Origin of the sequence: Streptomyces sp. NPDC090025, from assembly GCF_044748125.1 — a bacterium.
In the GTDB taxonomy this organism is placed as follows: Bacteria; Actinomycetota; Actinomycetes; order Streptomycetales; family Streptomycetaceae; genus Streptomyces.
In genome coordinates, this window is the sequence record NZ_JBIVFL010000011.1 from 258698 (window position 1) to 282023 (window position 23326).

The window sequence follows — 23326 nt, forward strand, 5'->3', positions numbered from 1 at the left end:
CGAGCGGGGCCCGGGGGCCGCCGGAGGGCCGCCGGGGATGCCGGGAAGGGCCCGCCGGGGATTGACGCGCCGGCCGCGAGGAGGCAGAAGCGATGCGCGTGGGTACGTTCGTGCTGGCCGCCCAGTTTCCGGGGCAGGGTCAGGCAGAGGCGCTGCACCGGGCGGTGCGGACCGCGGAGGTCGCCGAGGAGGCGGGCCTCGACGCGGTCTGGCTGGCCGAGCACCACTTCGTGCCGTACGGGGTGTGTCCCTCGGCGGTGACCCTGGCCGCCCTGCTGCTCGGCAGGACCCGGCGGCTGCGGGTGGGCACGGCGGTCAGCGTGCTGCCGACCGTGCACCCGGTGGCGCTGGGCGAGCAGGCCGCCCTGCTGCATGTCGCCTCGGGCGGCAGATTCACCCTCGGGGTGGGCCGCGGCGGGCCGTGGGTCGACCTGGAGGTGTTCGGCGCCGGGCTCCCGGCGTACGAGGAGGGCTTCCCCGACTCCCTCGACCTGCTGCTCCGCTGGCTCGGCGAGTCCCGTGTCGGCGCCCAGGGAGAACGATTCTCCTTCCGCGAGGTCGCGGTGGTCCCGGCGCCCGGCGAGCTGATCGGCGGGCCCGCCGCCCCCGAGGTGGTGGTCGCCTGCACCTCGCCGAAGAGCGTGCGGCTGGCCGCCGAGCGCGGGCTGCCGATGCTGCTCGGGATGCACTGCGGCGACGCCGACAAGGCCGAGATGGTGGCCTGCTGGCAGCGGTGCGCGCGGGAGGCGGGCCGGACCCCGGACGAGATCGCGGCGATCGGCGCCCAGCATGTGTCGGCCGGTGTGGTGCAGCTCGCGGACCGGACGGCGGACGCGGCGGAGACCCTGGTGAAGGCGATGCCCGGCTGGCTGAAGCAGGGCCTGGACGCGCATGTGACCGTGGACGGCCGGTTCCGGTCGATGCGGGACCCGGTGGCGTACACCGAGCTGCTGTGCGCGCTGCATCCGGTGGGCACTCCGAAGCTGGCCGCCGACCGGCTGGCGGCGACCGCGGAGCGGACCGGCATCACCCGCTTCGCGCTGCTCGCCGAGGGCTCCGGGGACCTGGCCGCGACCGAGGACAATCTGCGGCGGCTCGGCTCCGAGGTGCTCCCGCTGCTCGGCTGAGACCCGCGCCCGAGGTGAACACCGGAGGATCGACGCGGGTGCGGGCGGGGCTGTGGGCAGGGCCGTGGGTGGGGCCGTGGGTGGGAAGGGCATGACCGGTGCGGAGGGACGGACCGTGCCGCCGCGCCGACGCCGTACTGCTCTCCCGCGGCGTCGGGCGGCGGCACCAGGCCGTCAGCAGTCGCGCAGTTCCGGCGACTGGTTGAGGAGCTGCCCCCGGATGGACGTGAAGCGGGCGAGCCGCTCGTCGACCGACGGGTCCAGCGGGAAGACCGCCACTCGGTGGCAGTTCTGGAACGCGAGGCGTACCCCGAAGTGCCGCTGCAGCGCACCACGGATGGCATCGCTCGCGAGCGCGCGCAGCAGCTGACCACGTGCCTGCTCGTCCGGCGGCGGCGTCTGGTTGTCGGCGAACTCTCCGCCGTCGACCTTCAGCTGTGCCACCAGAGAACTGATCATCTCCCATGCGTAGGGCAGGGAGGTCCGGACGCAGTCGACGAAGGCGGCTTCGTCGACCTCGCCTCGCTCGGCCTGTTCCAACAGCGCCGGTGAGACGTCGAGCGACATGGGTTCTCCTCTCGCGACCCCGCGTGCGCGGGGTCTTGCGGGCAAGGGACAGGAAGGCGCCGCCGCACACGCAGCGTGCCCGGGCGACGACCTCCTGTCCTCCACGTTAAGCGCCGGGTCCTGACCGCACCAGGAGAATGGGCGCACAACCGGCCAATAAGTGACGGGTGTTGGAAGCATTGGCGGCGGATCGGCCGCGCGCCCCGTCCACCGCGCGGAGTGCGTCCGGCTTCGGCGCGATGCCCGAATCGCGTCGGGTGGCGTCCGTCTTGTAGCGTTGCCGACCATGCGTCTCGTCATCGCCCGTTGCTCCGTGGACTACGCGGGCCGGCTCACGGCCCACCTGCCCTCCGCTCCCCGTCTGATCCTGGTCAAGGCCGACGGCAGCGTCTCGATCCACGCGGACGACCGCGCGTACAAACCGCTCAACTGGATGTCGCCGCCGTGCACCCTCAAGGAGGAGCCCGGTCAGGAACAGGACGGCGACACCGGGGCCGCCGCCGTCTGGACGGTGATCAACAAGGCGGGCGAGAAACTGATCATCACGATGGAGGAGATCCTCCACGACTCCTCGCACGAGCTCGGGGTGGACCCGGGTCTCATCAAGGACGGCGTGGAGGCGCACCTCCAGGAGCTGCTCGCGGACCGGATCGAGACCCTCGGCGAGGGCTGGAGCCTGGTGCGCCGCGAGTACCCGACGGCGATCGGCCCGGTCGACATCCTGTGCCGGGACAAGGACGGCGGGACGGTCGCGGTGGAGATCAAGCGGCGCGGCGAGATCGACGGCGTCGAGCAGCTGACCCGCTATCTGGAGCTGCTCAACCGCGATCCGCACCTGGCGCCGGTGAAGGGCATCTTCGCCGCGCAGGAGATCAAGCCGCAGGCGCGGGTGCTGGCGAACGACCGCGGCATCGACTGCGTGGTCCTCGACTACGACGCGCTGCGCGGCATCGAGGACGACAAGCTGCGGCTGTTCTAGCCGTTCTCGGTATGGCGGTACGGCGGTACGACGAAGGGCCCGGGTGCGTGTGACGCGCCCGGGCCCTCGTGCGTACCGGCCGGGGTGGCTCAGTCGGTGGGGGTGACCGACTCGGAGCGGGAGGCGGAGGCGGAGTTGCTGGGGCTCTCCTCGCTCGCGCTCTGGGACGGGGTCGGTTCGGTGGTCGGCGGCGTGGGCGGCGTCGTCGGCGGCTTGGGCGGCGTGCTCGACGGCGAGGGCGACGGGGGCGTCGTCTTCGTCGGCGAGGTCGTCGGCTTCGGCGGCTTGGTGGTCGCCGTCGGGCTGGGGCTGGTGCTGGTGCTCGCGCTGCCCGTGGCCGTGGGCGTGCCCGTCGTCGCGGTCGGGGTGCCCGTGCTCGCCGTCGAACCGGGCGTCGGCGAGCTGCCCGTACCGGGGGCGGCCGACTCGGACGGGTGGTCGGTGGCGCCGTCGGTGGGGTCGGCCTCTCCCCCGTCGCCGTCGTCCGTGGCGGGGTCCTCCGGCGCGGTGCTGTCGGAGGTGACCCGGCCCGCCGGGTCGTCGGCGTCGCCCGAGGTGGCGCCGATGGTGACCACGGTGCCGAGGACGGCGACGAGCAGGGCGCCCGCGCCGACGGCGGCGAGGTTGCGCCGGGCGCCCGCGAGGATGCCGGTGCGCAGGCCGCCGCGCTTGTCGCCGTCGGGGCCGGAACCGGACCCTGGACCGTGGCCGACCACGACGGTCGGCGGCTCGGCCGAGAACGCCGCGAAGGCGTCGGCGGAGGCCGCGGGCGAGGTCTGGGCCGGGACCGCGGGCTTGCCGCCGTACGACGGGTACGTGGGGTAGGCCGCGCTCGGCGGGGCCAGGTTCGGGAACGCGGACTTGGCCGGGAGCGGCGCGGCGACCGGGACACCGCGCGGCGGTGAGGCGGGGCCCTCGCGGCGCGGCAGCGCGGCCGGGCGGACGGCCGGGGGCACCGGCGGAAGCACGGCGGTCGGCCCGGTGGCGCCCGGGTCGGCCCCGGGGGCGGATCCGGCCGGGGGCAGCGCCGGGAAGTCGTGCGGGGCGGACAGGGCCAGTGGTTCGATCGGGGCGCTCTCGCCGGTGAGGTCGGCGACGAGGGCGAGGGCCCGGCGGCCCGCGACGGTGCCGCGCTTGTCGGCGAGCGCGCCGCGCAGCCCGATGGACGCCTCCAGTTCGGCGCGGGCCCGCTGGAGCCTGCCCCGGCACAGCGAGAGAACGCCCAGCTCGTGGTGGAACCACGCCTCCTCGGCGACGTCACCGCTGCGCCGGGCGGCCTCCTGGCCGCCGCGCAGGGCGCGCTCCCAGGCGCTCCAGTGCAGTCCGGCGGCGAAGGCGGGCGCGGCGGCGCGGGCGAGCTGGACGGCGGTGGCGGTGTGGTCGGGCGCGCCGCTCGGCACGAGTGCCGTGAGGGCGGCGAGCAGCGAGTCGGCCTCGGCGGTGGCGCGTTCCGGGGTGACCGAGGGGTGGCCCGCCCACCAGGCGTAGTGCTGGGCGACGGTGTCGGCGCGGCCGGTGGGCTCGGGCTCGTACTCCTGCGCGAGCAGTTGGGTGAGCACCCCGGCGGCGAGCCGGTAGCGGGGGCCGACCGGGGAGAGCAGTCCGCAGGCCATCAGTTCGCCGACGGCGGCGTCGGCGTGGGTGTCGCCGACCAGGGCGGGCAGGTGGGCCTGGTGCGGCACCTCGCCGCCGAGGGCGACGGCGAACCGCAGGGTGTCCTGGGCGGCCCGGCTGAGCCGGGAGGCGAGCAGGACGGCGGGGGCCGCGCCCTCGCCGAGGCTGGGCAGGGGTATCTCCCGCACCTCGACGTCGGGGTCGCCGGTCGGGTCGGCCAGGGCGGGTACGGGCGCGGGGGCACCGGACGAGCCGAAGGCTTCCTCCAGGGCGCCGAAGGCGTCGAACTCGGCGGGGCCGACCCGGAGCCGGTCGCGTTGCCGGAGCAGGGCGCCGGCCTGGACGAAGCGGAGCGGCAGTCCCTCGGACTCGAACCAGAGGTCGCCCGCCCAGTTGATCTCGTCGTCGGTGAGGGCGCGTCCGGTGGCGTGCTCCAGGAGTTCGACGGCGGCGGCGCGGCCGAGGCCGGGCAGCTCGACCTCCTCGAGTCCGGCGTCGGCGGACGGCGCCGGGGTGTCGGGGGTGGCGGCGAGCAGGAAGGCGCAGTCGGGGGTGGCGGCGAGGAGTTCGTCGAGGGCCTTGCCGCCGAACTCGAGGTCGTCGACGACGACGATCGCGCCGATGCCGCGGACCTCCAGGAGCAGTTCCTCCCGGTCGGGGCGGAACGCGGGCGCGTACTGGACGGCCTGGAAGAGCTCGTACAGCAGGTCGGTGGGGGTGCGGTGGTGGCCGGAGAGCCGGACGACGCCGTCCGGGGCGACCCGGGCGCAGTCGGCGGCGACCGCGTCGAGGAGCCGGCTGCGGCCGGATCCGGCGGGTCCGGTGAGCCGGGCGGACCGGCCCCGGGTGAGGTGCTGGACCAGCGCCTCGCGCTGTTCGGTCCGTTCGAGCAGCGGCAGCGCGGGGGCGGCGGGGCCGGGCGGTACGGGCGGTCCGGCCGCGCGGGTGGTCTCGGCGCGCTCCTGGGCGGAGCGGCGGCGCGGGGCCGCGGGCTGGTCGGCGGGCGGGCAGATCTCGATCTCGCTGCCGTCGAGGGGGTTGACCGTGAGCAGCAGTCCGCCGGAGACCAGCCGGGCGGTGCGCACCCGGGTGGCGGAGCTGGTGGACACGGGGACGGGCACGGCTGCGGAGGGGGCGGGGCGTACGTCCTCGCCCTCGGTGTCGTGACCGTACTCCTCCGGTCCCCGGTTGATCGGGTCCATGGTCCAAGCTCCCAAGCGGCGGGCGGTGTGCGCGATGTGCAGGCGAGCCGACCCTAGACGGTTGTCAGGGCGCCGGGAACAGGCGGGGTGGAGTGGAGACCAAGACGTCACGGTCTTGTGAACTTTGGGTGTGACGCCTGGTTCTCACAGATGTTTCACAGCCCTGTGAGCCTGCCGTGACCCGCGCGTCCCGCGGTGTTCGTCCCGTCGGTCCGCCCGTCGGTCCGCCCGTCGGTCCGCCCGGCGATCCGTCCGCCGGTCCGCCATCGGTCCGCCGCTCTGCCCGCCGGTCCGGCCGTCCCCCGACGGCGTGTCAGACCCGGGGCGGTGTCAGACCCGGGGCAGCGACTCCGCGGCGAGGCCGCCCTCGATCGCGAGGATGCGGTGCAGCCGGGTGGCGACGAGGAGGCGCTGCATCTGGGGCGGCACTCCGCGGAGCACCAGGCGGCGGCCGCAGCGGCCGGCCCGGCGGTGGGCGCCCATGATGACGCCGAGTCCGGTGGCGTCCCAGGAGTCGAGGCCGGTCAGGTCGAGCACGAGGTCGCCGACTCCGTCGTCGACGGCCGTGTGCAGGACCGTACGGGCGTCCGCCGCGCTGCGGACGTCGAGGCGGCCCCCGACGACCAGCTCGGCGTGGTCGCCCCTGATGTGCATATGCGCTCCCCGAGTCCCGAGTGTGCTCCGTCGTGCGTGCCCGTGTCGTGCGTGCCCGTCTTCGCAACGCTTGACTGCCACATCGGCAGAAGCGTTGCGCCTTGTAAGCGAACCGATATCGAAATTCACCCTTGAGGGCGATGGCGCCGGGGCGGTCGGACCCCTGTGCGGAATCGGTACGCCACCCCGGCGCGGACGTCGGCCGCGATGTCAGTACGTGTAGAAGCCCTGCCCGCTCTTGCGGCCGATGTCACCAGCGTCCACCATCCGGCGCATCAGCTCCGGCGGCGCGAACTTCTCGTCCTGGGTCTCGGTGTAGATGTTCCCGGTGGCGTTGACGAGGATGTCGACGCCGGTCAGGTCGGTGGTGGCGAGCGGGCCCATGGCGTGCCCGAAGCCCAGCTTGCAGGCGAGGTCGATGTCCTCGGCGGTGGCCACGCCCGACTCGTACAGCTTGGCGGCCTCGACGACGAGCGCCGAGATGAGGCGGGTGGTGACGAAGCCCGCCACGTCGCGGTTGACGACGATGCAGGTCTTGCCGACGGACTCGGCGAACTCCCGCGCGGTGGCGAGGGTTTCGTCGCTGGTCTTGTAGCCGCGGACAAGCTCGCAGAGCTGCATCATCGGGACCGGCGAGAAGAAGTGGGTGCCGACCACGGCCTCGGGGCGCCCGGTGACCGCCGCGATCTTGGTGATCGGGATGGCGGAGGTGTTGGAGGCGAGCACCGCGCCGTCCTTGGCGACCTTGTCGAGGGCGCGGAAGATCTCGTGCTTGACCTCCAGCTTCTCGAACACGGCCTCGACCACGACGTCCGCGTCGGCGACGGCGTCGAGTTCGGTGGTGGCGGTGATCCGGCCGAGCGCGGCCTCGGCGTCCTCGGCGCTGAGCCTGCCCTTGGCGACGAAGCGCTCGTAGGAGGCCCGGATGGCGTCGGTGCCCCGGGTCAGCGCGGCGTCGGTGACGTCGCGCAGCACGACCTCCCAGCCGGCCTGGGCCGAGACCTGCGCGATGCCGGACCCCATGAGTCCGGCTCCGATGACGGCGAGCTTCCTGGCCACTGCTTCCACCCCTTGTCGCGCACGGCGCCCTTGGCAACTGTTCACTTCTTGGCTCTTCGGCGGAGATTAGCGGGCGGCGGGCGCCATGTGACCGCTAAGTAAGCCACGTCACGCCGGGTTTGACGGACGTCACACTCACGACACCCCCGTCCGGCCCAGAACCCCGTCGCGACATACCCCCTAGGGGTATAGAGTGCGGTGGGGAGAGGAGGCCGCCGATGCGCCGGTCCGACCTGAGGGCCACGGCCGCGGCCACGCCGGCGCCCGTGCTGCTGCTGGCCGGCATGGTCAGCCTGCAGTTCGGCTCCGCCGTCGCCAAGACGCTTTTCGAGCGCGTCGGACCGGCGGGCACCACGCTGCTGCGGCTGCTTTTCGCGGCCGCGCTGCTGTGTCTGTTCACCCGGCCCGCACCCCGGCTGCTGCGCACCCACGGGCGGCTGCTGCTCGGGTACGGGGCGGTGTTCACCGTCATGCAGTTCGCGTTCTACCAGGCCACCGCCCGGCTCCCGCTGGGCGTCGTGGTCACCCTGGAGTTCAGCGGACCGCTGCTGCTCGCCGCGCTGACCTCACGGCGCGCCCTGGACCGGGTGTGGGTGCTGCTCGCGGCGGCCGGGCTGCTCGTGCTCGGCGGCACCCGGGGCCTCGACGACCCGGTCGGGCTTGCCGCCGCCCTGGTCACCGGGGCGGCGCTGACCGGCTACATCCTGATCGGCGCCAAGGTCGGCCGGGCGGTGCCCGGCGGTGCGGGCCTCGCCCTCGGGCTCTTCGTGGCCGCCGTCCTCGCGCTGCCGACGGCGCCGCTGCTCGGGCTGCCGCCGCTCGGCACGCTGGCCGAGCCCGCGGTGCTCGCGGCGGCGCTCGGGGTCGCCGTACTGACCACGGTGATCCCGTTCTCGCTGGAGTTCGCCGCGCTGCGGCGGCTGCCGCCCCGGGTGTTCGCCGTCCTGTCGACGGTGGAACCGGTCATCGCCGCACTGGCCGGTCTCGCCCTCCTCGGTGAGCACCTGACGCTCGTTCAGTGGGCCGCCGTGCTGTGCGTGGTGGGCGCGGCGACCGGCACCGCCATCGGCGCGGCGACGGCGGCCCGCGCCTCCGCCCCCACCTCCTCCCCCTCGACCCCCGACACCACCGACACCACCGACCGCAAGGAAAAACCCGAGAACACCGAGAACACCGAGAACGGAGTGCACCCGAGATGACCCCGCTGACCATGACCACGACCACCGAAGGCGCCGCCCGCGTCGCGCCCCTCCTGGAGACCGTCCCCCGCACCGCCCGCTCCGCCGTGCTCGTCGCGGGCGGCTACTTCGACACCGCCGCCGGGATCGGCGCCTTCTCCCGGAACTCCTTCGACCTGGGCCTCGCCACCGGCGCCGCCGCGAAGCGGCTGCACCGCGGCAACAAGGTCCTGTACGACGTCATCGTCAACGACCTCGGCATGTCCTGTTCCGCCGACGCCTGTACGGTCCCGGCGCCGGGTGCGGCCGTCGCCGGGGCGCTTGACCTGAGCCCGCTGGACGAGGCGGCGGCCGCGGCCGGGATCACCTTCTCGGTCACCCGGGAACGGACCCTGCGCAACCGGGCCGCCCGGTCGATGAAGCACGCGGCGCGCGGCGCCGCACTCGAACCGCCGTACGCGCGCGAGGGCGACGAGATCGTGTTCCGTTCGCGCGGTTACGCCCGGGTCCTGGCCGGGGTGGTGGTGGACGGCCATGTGGTGCCGCGCTGCCCGCTCATCGTCGCCGAGTACTTCGCCCGCTACTTCGCCCGGCTGCGGGCCTTCCGGGACTGCCCGCGCCGGTACGTCGTCGACATCAACTCGCTCGCCGACCGGGACAAGGTGACCAAGGGCGCGGAGATCTATCTGCGCACCCTCGGCACGCCCGACGAGGAGATCGTCCTGGTCTTCGCGGACGCGGGCTGCGCCGACCCGATCGCGCTGCCGTACACCGCGTACGACTTCTGAACCCGGCCGTCCGTCAGCAATCGCGGGAGGAGCACGACATGAACGGCGCACAGGGCACGACCGGGGCCACCGGCACCACCACCAGCACCACCGGCCCCACCGGGACCATCTACCTCGACCACCAGGCGACCACCCCGACGGACCCGGTGGTCGCGGCCGCGATGCAGCGGGCGGCGACCGAGTTCTTCGCCAATCCGTCGAGCCCGCACGCGGCCGGCATCCGGGCGTTCCGCGAGGTCGAGCGGGCGCGCGGCACGGTGGCCCGGTTCCTGGGGGCGGCGCGCAGCGAGATCTACTTCACCTCGGGCGCGACCGAGGGCAACAATCTGGCGATCAAGGGCGTGGTCCTGGGCGGCGCCGGGGCGGTCCCGCCCCGGCATGTGGTGACCACTGCGGTGGAGCACAAGTCGGTGCTGGACACCTGCCGTTCGCTGACGGCGGCGGGCCACGAGGTGACGGTCGTTCCGGTGGACGGGGCGGGCCGGGTGGATCCGGCGCGGGTGGCGGCGGCGCTGCGCCCGGACACGGCGCTGGTGTCGGTGATGCTCGCCAACAACGAGATCGCCACCGTGCAGCCGGTGGCCGAGATCGCCGCGCTGACCAGGGCGGCCGGGGTGCCGCTGCACTGCGACGCGACGCAGGGCGTCGGCACCCTGCCGGTGGACGTGGCGGAGCTCGGGGTCGACCTGCTGACCTGCTCCGGGCACAAGATCCACGGCCCGAAGGGCATCGGGGTGCTGTACGTGGCGAACGCGCTGTCCGACCGGGCGCCGCTGGCGCCGCTGCTGCACGGCGGCGGGCAGGAGCGCGGGCTGCGCGCGGGCACGGTGAACACCGCCGCGGTCGTCGGGCTCGCCGCGGCGGTCGAACTGCTCGCGGCGGGCCGGGCCGATGAGGCGGAGCGGCTGGCGGGGCTGCGGGCGCGGTTCCTCGCGGAGCTGGCCGAGCTCGTGCCGTACACCCTCAACAGCGGTACGGGCGCGGGCTTCCTGCCGCACGCGGTGAGCCTGTCGTTCCCGGACACGGACGCGCAGACGCTGCTCCTTGAGGTGACCGAGGTGGCGGTGTCGTCCGGTTCGGCGTGCAACAGCTCGGCGCAGGAGCCGTCGCACGTCCTGACCGCGATCGGGCTGCCGCCGGAGCGGGTGCGGGGCAGTGTCCGGATCGGCTTCGGGCGGTTCTCGACCGAGGCGGACGCGGTGCGCGGGGCCCGGGCGCTGGCCGCCGGGGTGCGGGCGGCGAATCCGGGCCTGGCCGCCGGGCGCGCCCCGGCCCCCATGGGCCGGGTCCCGGCTCAGGCCCCGGCGGGGGCCCGTACCGCGTAGTCGAGGACGGCGTCGCTCAGCAGTTCCTCGATGTCGTCGAGCAGGTCGAGCGCCTCGCGCGAGACCTCGTTCGCCCGGCCGCCCGCGACCATCCGCTCGGTGACGAAGGTGATCACGGTGTGCTGGATCCAGGTGATCTGGCCGCCGACGAGCAGCGGCATCGGATCGTCGGGGGCGGCGCCGGTCTCCTCGCGCAGCGCGGCGACGGTGGCGTCGCGGACCTCCTGCTGGAGGTAGAACAGCCGGGCCTTGAGGGTGGGGGCGTCGTCGATCACGCGCATGAAGTCGGCGAAGCCCTCCATCAGGCCGTACGCAGGCGACACGGCGGTGACATGGCCGCGGATCTCGCGCAGCACCGCGCCCGCGGCGGACTCGCCGGGGTCACGGCCGCGGATCATCCGGGCGAGCCGGTGGGTGACGCCCTCCATCCGGTCGAGGAAGAGGTCCTCCTTGACCGGGAAGTAGTTGTAGACGGTGTTGACGGAGACCTCCGCGACCTCGGCGATCTCCGCCACCGTCACCGCCGCGAAGCCGCGCTCCAGGAAGAGCCCGGTCGCGATGTCGGAGATGCGCTGCCGTGTCTGGCGCTTCTTGCGCTCCCTCAGCCCTTCGGTCATGCCGCCCATCCTAGGCCGGAGTCGTATCCACTGAAATTTTGGAGTCGTTGCAAAATTTCAGAGACTCTGTTTTTGTAGTGGCTATGGCAACCATGGCAAGCACGGCGGCGGCCACGCCGCCGGTCATCAGCACGTCCGGCCTCTCCCGGACCTTCCGCACCAAGCGCGGCGAGGTGCACGCGGTCCGCGGCATCGACCTCACCGTGGCGCCCGGCGAGATCCTCGGCTTCCTCGGCCCCAACGGCGCGGGCAAGAGCACCACCCTGCGAATGCTCAGCACCCTGCTCGCGCCGACCGGCGGCGCCGCCACCGTCGCGGGCCACGACCTGCTCCGCGACCCCGTCGGGGTGCGCCGCAGGATCGGCTACGTCGCCCAGTCCGGCGGCGTCGACCCGCAGGAGACCGTGCGCTCCGAACTGCTCCTCCAGGGACGGCTGTACGGGCTGACGCGGGCCGAGGCGGCCGAGCGCGCGGCCGAACTGGCCGCCGAGCTCGACCTCACCGAGCTGCTCGACCGCGGCCCGATGTCGCTCTCCGGCGGCCAGCGCCGCCGCCTCGACCTCGCGCTCGGCCTCACCCACCGGCCCGAGCTGCTGTTCCTCGACGAGCCGACCACCGGCCTCGACCCGGGCAGCCGGGCCGCGCTGTGGGACCTGGTGCGGCGGCTGCGCGACCGGCACGGCACCACCGTCGTCCTCACCACCCACTACCTCGACGAGGCGGACGCCCTCGCCGACCGGCTGGTGATCATCGACGCGGGCGTGGTCGCCGCCGAGGGCACCCCGGCCGCGCTCAAGGCCGCGCACGGCGCCGGCACCCTCCAGGACGCCTTCCTCGCCATCACCGGGCGCGGCCCGGCGCCCGTCGACCGCGCCCCCGTCGCCGTCTGACCCCGTCGCCGTCCGACCCCGTCGCCGTCCGACCCCTGCCGTCCCTCGCCCCCGAAGGATCCGACCGTCATGCTGCTCCACGACACCGCCGTGCTGTTCGGCCGCTACGCCCGGCAGACCCTGCGCTCGCCGTTCCAGATCTTCTTCGGCGCCCTGATGCCGCTGCTCTACCTGTTCTTCTTCGGGCCCCTGCTGACCGGGCTGCCGCTCGGCAGGTCCGGCGACTCCTGGCAGGTCCTGGTGCCCGGACTGCTGCTCCAGCTCGGCCTGTTCGGGGCCTCGTTCGCGGGCTTCGCGGTGCTGATGGAACAGAACTGGGGCGTCCTCGAACGGATGCGGGTCACCCCGGTCAGCCGGCTCGCGCTGCTCCTCGGGCGCACCCTGCGGGACGCCGCCCTGTTCCTGTTCCAGGCGGTGCTGCTGGTGCTCGCCGCGCTTCTGATGGGGCTGCGGGCGCCGCTCGCCGGGATCCTGATCGGCTTCGGCTTCGTCGCCCTGCTGACCTTCTCGCTCGCCTCGCTGTCGTACGTGCTGGCGCTGCGGCTGCCCAGCCCGCAGGAGTTCGGCCCGGCGGTCAACACCCTCGCCATGCCGTCGATGCTGCTGTCCGGGCTGATGCTGCCGATGGCCCTCGCGCCCGGCTGGCTCGACGTGGTCTCGCACTTCATGCCGCTGCGCTATCTGGTGGACGCGGTGCGGGACGCGTACACCGGCCACTACGCGACCACCACGATGCTGTACGGGGTGCTCGCGGCCCTCGCCCTCACCGGGCTCGCGGTGACGGTCGGCGCCCGTACCTTCCGGGGCGCGACCTCCTAGGACGGGTCGCGGCGCCCTAGGCTGGGCCCATGGTCAATCTGACGCGCATCTACACCCGTACCGGGGACCAGGGCACCACCGCCCTCGGTGACATGAGCAGGACCGCCAAGACCGATCTGCGGATCTCGGCCTACGCCGACACCAACGAGGCCAACGCGGTCATCGGCACCGCCGTCGCGCTCGGGCAGCTGGACGCGGACGTGGTGGAGGTCCTCGTCCGGGTCCAGAACGACCTGTTCGACGTGGGCGCCGATCTGTCCACGCCGGTCGTGGAGTCTCCCAAGTACCCACCGCTGCGGGTGGAGCAGACGTACATCGACAAGCTGGAGGCGGACTGCGACCGCTTCCTGGAGCGGCTCGACAAGCTGCGCTCCTTCATCCTGCCCGGCGGCACGCCCGGTGCGGCGCTGCTGCACCAGGCGTGCACGGTGGTCCGGCGGGCCGAGCGGTCCACCTGGGCGGCGATGGAGGTGCACGGGGAGATCATGAACCCGCTCACCGCCACCTACCTCAACCGGCTATCGGACCTGCTCTTCATCCTCGCCAGGACGGCGAACCGGGAGGTCGGGGACGTGCTGTGGGTCCCGGGCGGCGACCGCTGAGTCACCCTTCGCGGCGGCGGACCCCGGGACCGGCTCCTCGCCGGCGGGCGCCTTCTTCGGCCAGATCAGATAGGTGAGGGCGATCACGCCGTGGATCCCGGCCGCCCGCCAGGCGAACCCGATCCAGGACGTCAACGACGCGGTGTCACCGTCGGAGCCGACGTACCAGCTCGCGAGCAGCAGCAGCCCGCTGGCGACGGCCGCGGCGACCACCGAGCCCAGCCAGACCTCGCCCTCGTGACGCGCCCTGGCCATGCCGTAGCGCGGCGGCTTCACCGGCGGCGGGCCGCCGCCGAAGCGGTGGGCGGCGTGGCCGTCCAGCCACTTCACGGTGCGGTGGCCGTGGCCGACGGTGTAGCCGATGTAGACGGCGGCCAGGCCGTGCTTCCAGCTGGGGTCGGCGCCGTTCTTCAGGTCGATCGCGGTGGCGACCAGGAGCACGACCTCCAGGAGCGGCTCGCAGAGCAGCAGGGCGAGGCCGAGCCGGGGCATCTTGAGCACGTAGCGGGCGGCGAGTCCTGCGGCGAGCAGGACCCAGAAGCCGACCTCGCAGATCGCGATGAGCAGGACGATCACGGGACTCCCCTTTCGGTACCCCTTCAGCGTCCCGCCGGGAGCGGGCGGATTCGTCGTCGGCGCTGACGAGAACCGCCTACATCCTTCGACGGAGGGCGGGATCGGCCCGGGCGGCGAGGCCCGCGGCCCCGGCGCCGTGTTGGATGGACACGTGACACTCCCCCGCCCCCACCGTGACGACCTGCTGATCGCCGCGGGCGGCCTCGCCGTCGGCCTGCTGCTGTGGTTCTTCGGGCTGCACACCCAGGGCGGCCGGCTCTTCGAGGCCCGCTGGGCGACGCTCGTCCCGCTGGTCGTGATGGCCGCGATGGAATCGCTGCGCCGCACCATGCCGCAGACCGCGCTCACCGTCGGCACCCTCGCCATGGTCGCCGACCAGTTCACCTACGGCAGCCTGGTCACCGCGCTGATGTTCACGGACGTGGTCTACGCCTCTGTCGTGTACGGCCCCGCCGCCACGGCCCGCCGCGTCCCCTGGACCACCGGGCTCATCACCATCGGTGTGACCATCGGCTTCCTGGTCTGGTGGCAGAACGCCTTCGCGCTGCTCATCGGCCTGATCACCGGCATGATCTCGTTCCTGCCCGCGGTCACCGGGGTCATCGTGCGCAACCACCGGGACGCGGCCGACGCCGCCCGGGTGCGCGCCGAGCAGACCGCGCTGCTTGCGGAGATGGACCGGGTCCAGGCGGTGGGCGCGGAGCGCGCCCGGATGGCCCGCGAGCTGCACGACATGGTGGCCAACCATCTGTCGGCGATCGCCATCCACTCGACGGCGGCGCTCTCGCTCGACGACGAGGCGACCACCCGGCAGGCGCTCACCGTGATCCGGGAGAACAGCGTGGCGGGCCTCGCGGAGATGCGGCGGCTGATCGGGCTGCTCCGGGACAGCGGCGGGGACACCGAACCGGCCGCCGCGCCCACCCTGGCCGGGCTCGCCGCCCTGGTCGAGCAGGCCAGGACCAACGGCGCCTCCAGCGGCCTCACCTTCCGCCTCGACGGCACCCATGAGACCGGCGACGGCGACGGGCCGCTGCCCGCGCCGGTGGAGCTGGCCGCCTACCGGATCGTGCAGGAGTCGCTGACCAACGCCCTCAAGCACGCGGCACCCGGCCGGGTCGAGGTGTGCCTCGAACGGGACGCGCGGGCCCTGGCGGTGCGGGTGCGCAGCCCGTTCGGCGACCGGCCGGGGCCGCGCGCGCCGGGCTCGGGCGCGGGTCTGGTGGGAATGCGGGAGCGGGTGGCGCTGCTCGGCGGGGAGTTCGAGGCGGGTCCGGTGCCCGCCCCGGACGGTTCGAAGATCTGGCAGGTGCGGGCGGTGCTGCCCGCCGAGGAGAGGACACCGGACGCATGACGGACACCGGGAGCGGGACGTACGGCGGATCGGGCACGGGCGCGGGCGCGGGGAAGGGGACGGGCGCCGGGAAGGGAACGGGCGCCGGGAGCGGGACCGTCCGGGTCGTGGTCGCGGAGGACCAGAGCGCGGTACGGGCAGGGCTGGTGCTGATCCTGGGCAGCGCGCCCGACATCGAGGTGGTCGGCGAGGCCGCGGACGGCGAGCGGGCCGTCGAGCTCGCCCGCGAACTCCGCCCCGACCTGGTCCTGATGGACGTCCAGATGCCGAAGCTGGACGGGGTGTCGGCGACCCGGCAGGTGGTCGCGGAGCGGCTCGCGGACGTCCTCGTGCTCACCACCTTCGACCTGGACGAGTACGTGTTCGGGGCGCTGCGCGCCGGGGCCTCGGGCTTCCTCCTGAAGAACACCGAGGCCCGGGACCTGATCGAGGCGGTGCGCACGGTGGCGCGCGGCGAGGGGCTGATCGCCCCGGCGGTGACCCGGCGGCTGATCGCCGAGTTCGCGGCGCCGAGCCGCCCGGCCCGGACGGCGGGCGGCACCGATCCGGCGGTGCTCGACCGGCTCACCCCCCGGGAGCGGGAGGTGCTCTCGGCGCTCGGCGCGGGGCTCTCCAACGCGGAGATCGCGGTACGGCTCGACATGGCCGAGGCCACCGTGAAGACGCACGTCAGCAAGGTGCTGGGCAAGCTGGAACTGCGCAGCCGGGTCCAAGCGGCGGTGCTGGCACAGGAGTTGGGGATCTGACGGGTGGGTGACGGCGGACCGGGAGGGCCCGGTCCTCCCTTGGTCTGGACCTCTTGACGGCTGGTCCAGACCTTTCTACGCTCGCGGGGCGCGCGCACCTTCTCGGACCACCCCCGCCTTGTCGTCCGCAACTTGAGGAGCACCGTTGAGCACTCAAGCACCGACGCGCAGATCAGGGTTCAGACGCCGGGCCGCGGCCGCTCTGACCGCCCTGGCCCTGCCCCTGGCCGCGATGATCGGCCTCGCCGCCCCCGCCGAAGCAGCCGCCTCCGCCTCCGCCACCTACACCAAGGTGCAGGACTGGGGCACCGGCTTCGAGGGCAAGTGGACGGTGAAGAACACCGGCACCACGACCCTCAGCTCCTGGACCGTCGAGTGGGACTACCCCTCCGGCACCGCGGTCACCTCCGCCTGGGACGCCACCGTCACCAGCTCCGGAACCCACTGGACCGCCAAGAACGTCGGCTGGAACGGCACCCTCGCGCCGGGCGCCAGCATCTCCTTCGGCTTCAACGGCTCCGGCTCCGGCGCCCCCAGCGGCTGCAAGGTCAACGGCGGCTCCTGCGACGGCTCCACCCAGCCGGGTGACAACCCGCCGTCCGCGCCCGGCACCCCGGCCGCCTCGAACATCACCGACACCTCGGTCAAGCTCACCTGGAGCGCGGCCACCGACGACAAGGGCGTCAAGAACTACGACGTCAAGCGCAACGGCACCACCATCACCACGGTGACCGGCCTGACGTACACCAACACCGGTCTGACCGCGGGCACCGACTACACCTACACGGTCGTCGCCCGGGACTCCGCCGACCAGACGGGCCCGGAGAGCGGCGCCGTCCAGGTCCGCACCACCGGCGGCGGCGGGGGCGACCCGCAGCCCGGCAACGTGGTGAAGATGGGCTACTTCACCAACTGGGGTGTCTACGGCCGGAACTACCACGTCAAGAACATCGTGACGTCGGGCTCCGCGGCCAAGATCACCCACATCAACTACGCCTTCGGTAACGTCACCGGCGGCCGGTGCACCATCGGTGACTCGTACGCCGACTACGACAAGGCGTACACCGCCGACCAGTCCGTGGACGGCGTCGCCGACACCTGGGACCAGCCGCTGCGCGGCAACTTCAACCAGCTGCGCAAGCTGAAGAAGGCGTACCCGAACATCAAGATCATCTGGTCCTTCGGCGGCTGGACCTGGTCCGGCGGCTTCGGCCAGGCGGTGCAGAACCCGACCGCCTTCGCCCAGTCCTGCTACGACCTGGTGGAGGACCCGCGCTGGGCCGACGTCTTCGACGGCATCGACCTGGACTGGGAGTACCCGAACGCCTGCGGTCTGTCCTGCGACACCAGCGGCCCCAACGCCTTCAAGAACATGATGCAGGCGATGCGCGCCAAGTTCGGCGCGAACGCGCTGGTCACGGCGGCCGTGACGGCCGACGCGTCGAGCGGCGGCAAGATCGACGCCACCGACTACGCGGGCGCCGCGCAGTACATGAACTGGTTCAACGTGATGACGTACGACTTCTTCGGCGCCTGGGCGGCGCAGGGCCCGACGGCCCCGCACTCCCCGCTGACCTCGTACGCGGGCATCCCGCAGGCGGGCTTCAACTCCGCCGAGGCGATCGCCAGGTACAAGGCCCAGGGCGTCCCGGCCGCCAAGCTGCTGCTCGGCATCGGCTTCTACGGCCGCGGCTGGACCGGCGTCACCCAGGCCACCCCGGGCGGCACCGCGACCGGGCCCGCGCCCGGCACGTACGAGCAGGGCATCGAGGACTACAAGGTCCTGAAGAACTCCTGCCCGTCCACCGGCACCATCGCCGGCACCGCCTACGCCAAGTGCGGCAGCAACTGGTGGAGCTACGACACCCCGGCGACCGTCAACTCCAAGATGAGCTGGGCCAAGGGGCAGGGCCTCGGCGGCGCGTTCTTCTGGGAGTTCAGCGGCGACACCAGCAACGGTGAGCTGGTCGGCGCGATCAACACCGGCCTGAACTAGGCCGTACGCCTACCGGCCCGGGCCGCCGTAGGCCGGCAGGCCCGTACGACGAAGCGGGGACGGCGCAGCACGCCGTCCCCGCTTCCGTGTCGTGTCAGCCCCTCAGGCGACGTTCACCCGCTGGCCGGGCGGTGCCGCCTCCAGCCAGGCGAGGAAGCCGGTGAGAGCGTCCTCGCTCATCGCCAGTTCGAGGCGGGTGCCGCGGACCCGGCAGCCCTGGATCACCGAGTCGGAGAGCAGCGCCAGCTCCTCCTCGCCCTCCGGCATCCGGCGCTCCAGGACCTCGATGGCCGAGCGCTCCAGGATCCGGCGGGGGCGGGGCGCGTACGAGAAGACGCGGAACCAGCCGATCTCGTCGCCGCTGTACCGCGCGACCCCGTACGACCAGCCTTTGCCGGTGGTGTCCGGGGTCTCGGGGATGTCCCAGCGCAGCGAACAGTCGAAGGTGCCGCCGGCCCGCTGGATCAGTCTGCGGCGCAGGCCGAAGACGAAGAGCCCGATCACCAGAGTCGCGACGACCAGGCCGCACACGAGCAACGCGAGGAACATCTTCACCGACCTCCTCGCTGCGTCCCGTGACCGGCACGACCGGCCTGACCGAATACGACCTGCATCTGCATCGCCTCAGCCGCGGCACGGTCTGGAAAATTCCAGCCGTGCCGCGGCTGAGGGCTGGGGCTCTGCGCGGTCCGCTAGCGGACCGATACCGCGCGCAGCCGGACCTCGGCGCGCCGCTCGGCGGCGGCGTCCTCGTCCGACTTGGCACGCTCCAGCGCGCGCTCGGCGCGCTGGGCGTCGATCTCGTCCGCCAGCTCGGCGATCTCCGCGAGGAGCGACAGCTTGTCGTCCGCGAAGGAGATGAAACCGCCGTGGACGGCGGCCACGACCGTGTCGCCCTCACTGGTACGGATGGTCACGGGGCCCGACTCCAGCACACCGAGCAGCGGCTGGTGACCGGGCATGACGCCGATGTCGCCGGAGGTCGTACGCGCGATGACCAGGGTGGCCTCGCCGGACCAGACACTCCGGTCCGCTGCGACCAGCTCGACGTGCAGCTCAGCAGCCAAGGGTGGCTCCTCGGGTCACCACCCGGCGGTGCTGCCGGGTGTTGGGTCAAAGTCTAATCGGGCGTCCGGCACCGATGGTGCCGGGGCCCGCACAGCTGATGGGCGTGCCGAGGGGGGCGGGAGCGATCCCGCCCCCCTCGGGCGAGCACAGGGCTCAGGAGACGCCGAGCTCCTTGGCGTTCTTCTTGAGGTCCTCAAGACCACCACACATGAAGAAGGCCTGCTCCGGGAAGTGGTCGTACTCACCGTCGCAGATCGCGTTGAACGCGGCGATCGACTCGTCGAGCGGAACGTCCGAACCGTCCACGCCGGTGAACTGCTTCGCCGCGTGGGTGTTCTGGGACAGGAAGCGCTCGACACGGCGGGCGCGGTGGACAACGAGCTTGTCCTCCTCGCTCAGCTCGTCGATACCGAGGATCGCGATGATGTCCTGGAGGTCCTTGTACTTCTGCAGGATGCCCTTGACCCGCATGGCGGTGTCGTAGTGGTCCTGCGCGATGTAACGCGGGTCCAGGATCCGGGACGTGGAGTCCAGCGGGTCCACGGCCGGGTAGATGCCCTTCTCGGAGATCGGACGGGACAGAACCGTCGTCGCGTCGAGGTGGGCGAAGGTGGTCGCCGGCGCCGGGTCGGTGAGGTCGTCGGCGGGCACGTAGATCGCCTGCATCGAGGTGATCGAGTGACCACGGGTCGAGGTGATGCGCTCCTGGAGGAGACCCATCTCGTCGGCCAGGTTCGGCTGGTAACCCACCGCGGAGGGCATCCGGCCGAGCAGGGTCGACACCTCGGAGCCCGCCTGGGTGAAGCGGAAGATGTTGTCGATGAAGAACAGCACGTCCTGCTTCTGCACATCGCGGAAGTACTCCGCCATGGTCAGACCGGCCAGGGCGACGCGCAGACGGGTGCCCGGGGGCTCGTCCATCTGGCCGAAGACCAGGGCGGTCTTGTCCAGAACCTCGGCCTCCTCCATCTCGACCATGAGGTCGTTGCCCTCACGGGTGCGCTCACCGACGCCCGCGAAGACCGACACACCCTCGTGCAGCTTCGCCACACGCATGATCATTTCCTGGATCAGAACGGTCTTGCCGACACCGGCACCACCGAACAGACCGATCTTTCCACCCTTGACGTACGGGGTGAGCAGGTCGACGACCTTCAGGCCGGTCTCGAACATCTCGGTCTTGGACTCGAGCTGGTCGAACGCCGGGGCCTTGCGGTGGATCGACCAGCGCTCGGCGTCCGCCACCGTGGACGGGTCCTCGTTGAGGACCTCGCCCAGGGTGTTGAACACCTTGCCCTTGGTCACGTCGCCGACCGGGACCGTGATGCCGGTGCCCGTGTCGGTCACCGCGGCCTGGCGGACCAGACCGTCGGTGGGCTGCATGGAGATGGTGCGCACCATGCCGTCGCCCAGGTGCTGGGCGACCTCGAGGGTCAGGGTCTTGGTGCCCTCACCCTCCGGGTCCGGCACCGAGACGTTCAGCGCGTTGTAGATCTCCGGCATCGCGTCGACGGGGAACTCCACGTCGACGACCGGGCCGATGACCCGGGCGACGCGGCCCGTGGCAGCGGCGGTCTCAACAGAGGTCGTCATTACTTGTCACTCCCCGCGGTCGCGTCGGCCAAGGCAGCAGTGCCACCGACGATCTCGCTGATTTCCTGGGTGATGTCGGCCTGGCGGGCCGCGTTGGCAAGTCGGGTGAGGTTGGTGATCAGCTCACCCGCGTTGTCGGTCGCCGACTTCATCGCGCGCCGCGTGGCGGCGTGCTTCGAGGCCGAGGACTGAAGCAGCGCGTTGTAGATCCGGCTCTCGACGTAGCGCGGCAGCAGGGCGTCGAGGACGTCCTCCGCCGACGGCTCGAAGTCGTACAGCGGACGGAGGGTGTCCGTCTCGCCGGCCTCCTTCGTGACCTCGTCGAGGCTGAGCGGCAGCAACCGGGACTCGATCGCCGTCTGCGTCATCATCGAGACGAACTCGGTGTAGACGATGTGGAGTTCGTCCACGCCGCCCTCCGCCGTGTCCTTCTCGATCGCCTCGATCAGCGGCTCGCCGATCTTCTTGGCGTCCGCGTACGAGGGCTCGTCCGTGAAGCCGGTCCAGGTGTCGGCCAGCTTGCGCTCACGGAAGTTGAAGTGCGCGACACCGCGGCGGCCGACGACATAGATGTCGACCTCGCGGCCCTCGGCCTCCAGCTTGCGGATGAGCTGCTCCGCCGCCTTGATGGCGTTGGAGTTGAAGGCACCGGCCAGACCGCGGTCGCTCGTGAGGAGCAGGACCGCGGCACGGCTCGGGTTCGCCACCTCGGTGGTCAGCGCGTGCTTGTCGTTGGCACCGGTGGCCACCGCGGTCACCGCGCGGGTGAGCTCGGTGGCGTACGGCGTCGACGCCTGCACCTTGCGCTGCGCCTTGACGACGCGCGAGGCGGCGATCATCTCCATCGCCTTGGTGATCTTCTTCGTCGCGGTGACGGATTTGATGCGACGCTTGTAGACCCGGAGCTGCGCTCCCATGAGTCAGGTCCCTTCCGTCGTCACTTCGAGACGTTGACGGCGGAGGCGTCGTCGCCGAGCAGCTTGCCGTCAGAGGTCTCGAACTGCTTCTTGAACTCCGCGATCGCGTCGCCCACGGACTGCAGCGTGTCGTCGGACATCTTGCCGCCCTCACGGATGGAGGTCATGAGGCCCGAGTGGTTCTGGCGCAGGAACGCCAGGAGCTCGGCCTCGAAGCGGCGGATGTCGGCGACCGGGACGTCGTCCATCTTGCCGGTGGTGCCGGCCCAGATGGAGACGACCTGGTTCTCGGTGGCCATCGGCTGGTACTGAGCCTGCTTCAGCAGCTCGACCATGCGCTGACCCCGCTCCAGCTGCGCCTTCGACGCGGCGTCCAGGTCGGAACCGAAGGCGGCGAACGCCTCCAGCTCACGGAACTGGGCCAGGTCCACGCGGAGACGGCCGGAGATCTGCTTCATCGCCTTGTGCTGGGCGGAGCCACCGACACGGGAGACCGAGATACCGACGTTCAGGGCCGGACGCTGACCGGCGTTGAACAGGTCGGACTCCAGGAAGCACTGGCCGTCGGTGATGGAGATGACGTTGGTCGGGATGAACGCCGAGACGTCGTTGGCCTTCGTCTCGACGATCGGGAGACCGGTCATCGAGCCCGAACCGAGGTCGTCCGAGAGCTTGGCGCAGCGCTCGAGCAGACGGGAGTGCAGGTAGAAGACGTCACCCGGGTACGCCTCACGGCCCGGCGGACGACGCAGCAGCAGCGACACGGCGCGGTAGGCGTCGGCCTGCTTCGACAGGTCGTCGAAGACGATCAGGACGTGCTTGCCCTGGTACATCCAGTGCTGACCGATGGCCGAACCGGTGTACGGGGCCAGGTACTTGAAGCCCGCCGGGTCGGACGCCGGGGCGGCGACGATGGTCGTGTACTCGAGCGCACCGGCCTCTTCGAGGGCCGCGCGCACGGACGCGATGGTGGAGCCCTTCTGACCGACGGCGACGTAGATGCAGCGGACCTGCTTGTTCACGTCGCCCGAGCGCCAGTTGTCGCGCTGGTTGATGATCGTGTCGACGGCCAGCGCGGTCTTGCCGGTCTGACGGTCACCGATGATCAGCTGACGCTGACCACGGCCGACCGGGGTCATGGCGTCGACGGCCTTGTAGCCGGTCTCCATCGGCTCGTGGACCGACTTGCGCTGCATGACGCCGGGCGCCTGCAGCTCGAGGGCGCGGCGGCCCTCGGTCGCGATCTCGCCGAGACCGTCGATCGGGTTGCCGAGCGGGTCGACGACGCGACCCAGGTATCCCTCGCCGACACCGACGGAGAGGATCTCGCCGGTGCGGTGCACCGGCTGCCCCTCCTCGATGCCGCTGAACTCGCCGAGGACGATCGCGCCGATCTCGCGCTCCTCGAGGTTGAGGGCGAGACCGAGGGTGCCGTCCTCGAACTTCAGCAGCTCGTTCGCCATGGCCGAGGGAAGACCCTCGACCTTCGCGATACCGTCACCGGCCAGGCTGACCGTGCCGACCTCCTCGCGCGAGGCCGCGTCCGGCTGGTACGACTGGACGAAGTTCTCCAGCGCGTCCCGGATCTCCTCCGGCCGGATCGTGAGCTCCGCCATCTGGGTTCCCTGCTCTCCTTGTTGGGCCCGAAGTTTCTT

The 23326-nt window shown here is 72.2% G+C and carries 22 protein-coding genes; 11 read left to right on the forward strand and 11 right to left on the reverse strand.

From position 1 onward, the window contains the following. Positions 1–92: 92 nt before the first annotated feature. Positions 93–1127, forward strand: coding sequence for an LLM class flavin-dependent oxidoreductase (locus tag ACIPXM_RS24730; protein ID WP_401659083.1), 1035 nt, complete (start codon positions 93–95; stop codon positions 1125–1127). Positions 1128–1301: 174 nt separating this feature from the next. Here the strand turns inward: ACIPXM_RS24730 and ACIPXM_RS24735 are convergent, their stop codons facing one another. Then, on the reverse strand, positions 1302–1694 hold the full coding sequence (locus ACIPXM_RS24735) for an SCO5389 family protein (protein ID WP_005311822.1): 393 nt from the start codon (positions 1692–1694) through the stop codon (positions 1302–1304). A gap of 286 nt (positions 1695–1980) precedes the next feature. On the opposite strand from ACIPXM_RS24735, the gene nucS reads away from it, so the two are divergent. Beyond that, entirely contained in the window at positions 1981–2673 is a 693-nt protein-coding gene (gene nucS / locus ACIPXM_RS24740; protein WP_401659087.1) for an endonuclease NucS, read from the forward strand. An 89-nt stretch (positions 2674–2762) separates the two neighbouring features. Here the strand turns inward: nucS and ACIPXM_RS24745 are convergent, their stop codons facing one another. The 3 genes from ACIPXM_RS24745 to ACIPXM_RS24755 all read right to left on the reverse strand — a co-directional run bounded on the left by ACIPXM_RS24745 (position 2763) and on the right by ACIPXM_RS24755 (position 7202). Next, on the reverse strand, positions 2763–5489 hold the full coding sequence (locus tag ACIPXM_RS24745; protein ID WP_401659090.1) for an ATP-binding protein: 2727 nt from the start codon (positions 5487–5489) through the stop codon (positions 2763–2765). A 330-nt stretch (positions 5490–5819) separates the two neighbouring features. Then, positions 5820–6143, reverse strand: a complete 324-nt coding sequence (locus ACIPXM_RS24750) for an STAS domain-containing protein (protein ID WP_401659093.1) — start codon at positions 6141–6143, stop codon at positions 5820–5822. Positions 6144–6353: 210 nt separating this feature from the next. Further along, a complete protein-coding gene (locus ACIPXM_RS24755) occupies positions 6354–7202 on the reverse strand; it encodes a 3-hydroxyacyl-CoA dehydrogenase family protein (protein ID WP_401659096.1) in 849 nt (282 codons plus the stop codon). Between the two features lie 218 nt (positions 7203–7420). Between ACIPXM_RS24755 and ACIPXM_RS24760 the strand changes: the two genes are divergently transcribed. Genes ACIPXM_RS24760 through ACIPXM_RS24770 form a run of 3 tightly spaced genes read left to right on the forward strand, consistent with a single transcriptional unit; the run spans position 7421 to position 10493 of the window. Then, the gene (locus tag ACIPXM_RS24760; protein WP_401659099.1) at positions 7421–8401 is read left to right on the forward strand and encodes an EamA family transporter; all 981 of its coding nucleotides are present in this window, start codon (positions 7421–7423) and stop codon (positions 8399–8401) included. After that, the gene (locus tag ACIPXM_RS24765; protein WP_401659102.1) at positions 8398–9168 is read left to right on the forward strand and encodes a hypothetical protein; all 771 of its coding nucleotides are present in this window, start codon (positions 8398–8400) and stop codon (positions 9166–9168) included. Before ACIPXM_RS24760 ends, ACIPXM_RS24765 begins: the two co-directional genes overlap by 4 nt. Positions 9169–9206: 38 nt before the next feature. Further along, entirely contained in the window at positions 9207–10493 is a 1287-nt protein-coding gene (locus ACIPXM_RS24770; RefSeq protein WP_401659104.1) for a cysteine desulfurase family protein, read from the forward strand. On the opposite strand, the gene ACIPXM_RS24775 is transcribed toward ACIPXM_RS24770, so the two are convergent. Next, positions 10463–11110, reverse strand: coding sequence for a TetR/AcrR family transcriptional regulator (locus tag ACIPXM_RS24775; protein ID WP_401659107.1), 648 nt, complete (start codon positions 11108–11110; stop codon positions 10463–10465). The two genes, ACIPXM_RS24770 and ACIPXM_RS24775, sit on opposite strands and share 31 nt — an antisense overlap. A gap of 83 nt (positions 11111–11193) precedes the next feature. On the opposite strand from ACIPXM_RS24775, the gene ACIPXM_RS24780 reads away from it, so the two are divergent. The 3 genes from ACIPXM_RS24780 to ACIPXM_RS24790 all read left to right on the forward strand — a co-directional run bounded on the left by ACIPXM_RS24780 (position 11194) and on the right by ACIPXM_RS24790 (position 13421). Beyond that, positions 11194–12000, forward strand: coding sequence for an ABC transporter ATP-binding protein (locus ACIPXM_RS24780; protein ID WP_401659110.1), 807 nt, complete (start codon positions 11194–11196; stop codon positions 11998–12000). Between the two features lie 69 nt (positions 12001–12069). Next, a complete protein-coding gene (locus ACIPXM_RS24785; protein ID WP_401659113.1) occupies positions 12070–12819 on the forward strand; it encodes an ABC transporter permease in 750 nt (249 codons plus the stop codon). Positions 12820–12848: 29 nt separating this feature from the next. Further along, on the forward strand, positions 12849–13421 hold the full coding sequence (locus tag ACIPXM_RS24790; protein WP_401659116.1) for a cob(I)yrinic acid a,c-diamide adenosyltransferase: 573 nt from the start codon (positions 12849–12851) through the stop codon (positions 13419–13421). Here ACIPXM_RS24790 and ACIPXM_RS24795 read toward each other — a convergent pair. Next, a complete protein-coding gene (locus ACIPXM_RS24795; RefSeq protein WP_401659119.1) occupies positions 13338–13997 on the reverse strand; it encodes a hypothetical protein in 660 nt (219 codons plus the stop codon). The genes ACIPXM_RS24790 and ACIPXM_RS24795 overlap by 84 nt on opposite strands. Before the next feature lie 151 nt (positions 13998–14148). On the opposite strand from ACIPXM_RS24795, the gene ACIPXM_RS24800 reads away from it, so the two are divergent. The 3 genes from ACIPXM_RS24800 (at position 14149) to ACIPXM_RS24810 (ending at position 18093) form a co-directional block, all read left to right on the forward strand. Next, positions 14149–15351: a sensor histidine kinase gene (locus ACIPXM_RS24800; protein WP_401659122.1), complete on the forward strand. Its 1203-nt coding sequence runs from the start codon at positions 14149–14151 to the stop codon at positions 15349–15351. Further along, positions 15348–16097, forward strand: coding sequence for a response regulator (locus ACIPXM_RS24805; protein WP_401659125.1), 750 nt, complete (start codon positions 15348–15350; stop codon positions 16095–16097). The genes ACIPXM_RS24800 and ACIPXM_RS24805 overlap by 4 nt, the downstream gene beginning before the upstream one ends. A gap of 232 nt (positions 16098–16329) precedes the next feature. Continuing rightward, positions 16330–18093 (forward strand): glycosyl hydrolase family 18 protein, encoded by a 1764-nt coding sequence (locus ACIPXM_RS24810; RefSeq protein ID WP_401659191.1) that lies wholly within the window; start codon positions 16330–16332, stop codon positions 18091–18093. 102 nt (positions 18094–18195) lie between these two features. Here the strand turns inward: ACIPXM_RS24810 and ACIPXM_RS24815 are convergent, their stop codons facing one another. From ACIPXM_RS24815 to atpA, 5 genes are all read right to left on the reverse strand, one after another. Then, the gene (locus tag ACIPXM_RS24815; protein ID WP_401659130.1) at positions 18196–18642 is read right to left on the reverse strand and encodes a DUF2550 domain-containing protein; all 447 of its coding nucleotides are present in this window, start codon (positions 18640–18642) and stop codon (positions 18196–18198) included. A 143-nt stretch (positions 18643–18785) separates the two neighbouring features. Beyond that, positions 18786–19160 (reverse strand): F0F1 ATP synthase subunit epsilon, encoded by a 375-nt coding sequence (locus ACIPXM_RS24820; RefSeq protein ID WP_401659132.1) that lies wholly within the window; start codon positions 19158–19160, stop codon positions 18786–18788. 154 nt (positions 19161–19314) lie between these two features. Next, positions 19315–20754: a F0F1 ATP synthase subunit beta gene (gene atpD, locus ACIPXM_RS24825; protein ID WP_401659135.1), complete on the reverse strand. Its 1440-nt coding sequence runs from the start codon at positions 20752–20754 to the stop codon at positions 19315–19317. Continuing rightward, positions 20754–21671, reverse strand: coding sequence for a F0F1 ATP synthase subunit gamma (locus tag ACIPXM_RS24830; protein ID WP_401659138.1), 918 nt, complete (start codon positions 21669–21671; stop codon positions 20754–20756). The genes atpD and ACIPXM_RS24830 overlap by 1 nt, the downstream gene beginning before the upstream one ends. A gap of 20 nt (positions 21672–21691) precedes the next feature. Then, the gene (atpA, locus tag ACIPXM_RS24835; RefSeq protein ID WP_401659141.1) at positions 21692–23287 is read right to left on the reverse strand and encodes a F0F1 ATP synthase subunit alpha; all 1596 of its coding nucleotides are present in this window, start codon (positions 23285–23287) and stop codon (positions 21692–21694) included. Positions 23288–23326: the final 39 nt, after the last annotated feature.

Excerpts from the sequence above, each read along its gene's own strand:
- ACIPXM_RS24730 (WP_401659083.1), top strand. The coding sequence starts at position 93 with ATGCGCGTGGGTACGTTCGTGCTGGCCGCCCAGTTTCCGGGGCAGGGT.
- ACIPXM_RS24735 (WP_005311822.1), bottom strand. The coding sequence starts at position 1,694 with ATGTCGCTCGACGTCTCACCGGCGCTGTTGGAACAGGCCGAGCGAGGC.
- nucS (WP_401659087.1), top strand. The coding sequence starts at position 1,981 with ATGCGTCTCGTCATCGCCCGTTGCTCCGTGGACTACGCGGGCCGGCTC.
- ACIPXM_RS24745 (WP_401659090.1), bottom strand. The coding sequence starts at position 5,489 with ATGGACCCGATCAACCGGGGACCGGAGGAGTACGGTCACGACACCGAG.
- ACIPXM_RS24750 (WP_401659093.1), bottom strand. The coding sequence starts at position 6,143 with ATGCACATCAGGGGCGACCACGCCGAGCTGGTCGTCGGGGGCCGCCTC.
- ACIPXM_RS24760 (WP_401659099.1), top strand. The coding sequence starts at position 7,421 with ATGCGCCGGTCCGACCTGAGGGCCACGGCCGCGGCCACGCCGGCGCCC.
- ACIPXM_RS24765 (WP_401659102.1), top strand. The coding sequence starts at position 8,398 with ATGACCCCGCTGACCATGACCACGACCACCGAAGGCGCCGCCCGCGTC.
- ACIPXM_RS24770 (WP_401659104.1), top strand. The coding sequence starts at position 9,207 with ATGAACGGCGCACAGGGCACGACCGGGGCCACCGGCACCACCACCAGC.
- ACIPXM_RS24775 (WP_401659107.1), bottom strand. The coding sequence starts at position 11,110 with ATGACCGAAGGGCTGAGGGAGCGCAAGAAGCGCCAGACACGGCAGCGC.
- ACIPXM_RS24780 (WP_401659110.1), top strand. The coding sequence starts at position 11,194 with ATGGCAACCATGGCAAGCACGGCGGCGGCCACGCCGCCGGTCATCAGC.
- ACIPXM_RS24785 (WP_401659113.1), top strand. The coding sequence starts at position 12,070 with ATGCTGCTCCACGACACCGCCGTGCTGTTCGGCCGCTACGCCCGGCAG.
- ACIPXM_RS24790 (WP_401659116.1), top strand. The coding sequence starts at position 12,849 with ATGGTCAATCTGACGCGCATCTACACCCGTACCGGGGACCAGGGCACC.
- ACIPXM_RS24805 (WP_401659125.1), top strand. The coding sequence starts at position 15,348 with ATGACGGACACCGGGAGCGGGACGTACGGCGGATCGGGCACGGGCGCG.
- ACIPXM_RS24810 (WP_401659191.1), top strand. The coding sequence starts at position 16,330 with ATGATCGGCCTCGCCGCCCCCGCCGAAGCAGCCGCCTCCGCCTCCGCC.
- ACIPXM_RS24815 (WP_401659130.1), bottom strand. The coding sequence starts at position 18,642 with ATGTTCCTCGCGTTGCTCGTGTGCGGCCTGGTCGTCGCGACTCTGGTG.
- atpD (WP_401659135.1), bottom strand. The coding sequence starts at position 20,754 with ATGACGACCTCTGTTGAGACCGCCGCTGCCACGGGCCGCGTCGCCCGG.
- ACIPXM_RS24830 (WP_401659138.1), bottom strand. The coding sequence starts at position 21,671 with ATGGGAGCGCAGCTCCGGGTCTACAAGCGTCGCATCAAATCCGTCACC.
- atpA (WP_401659141.1), bottom strand. The coding sequence starts at position 23,287 with ATGGCGGAGCTCACGATCCGGCCGGAGGAGATCCGGGACGCGCTGGAG.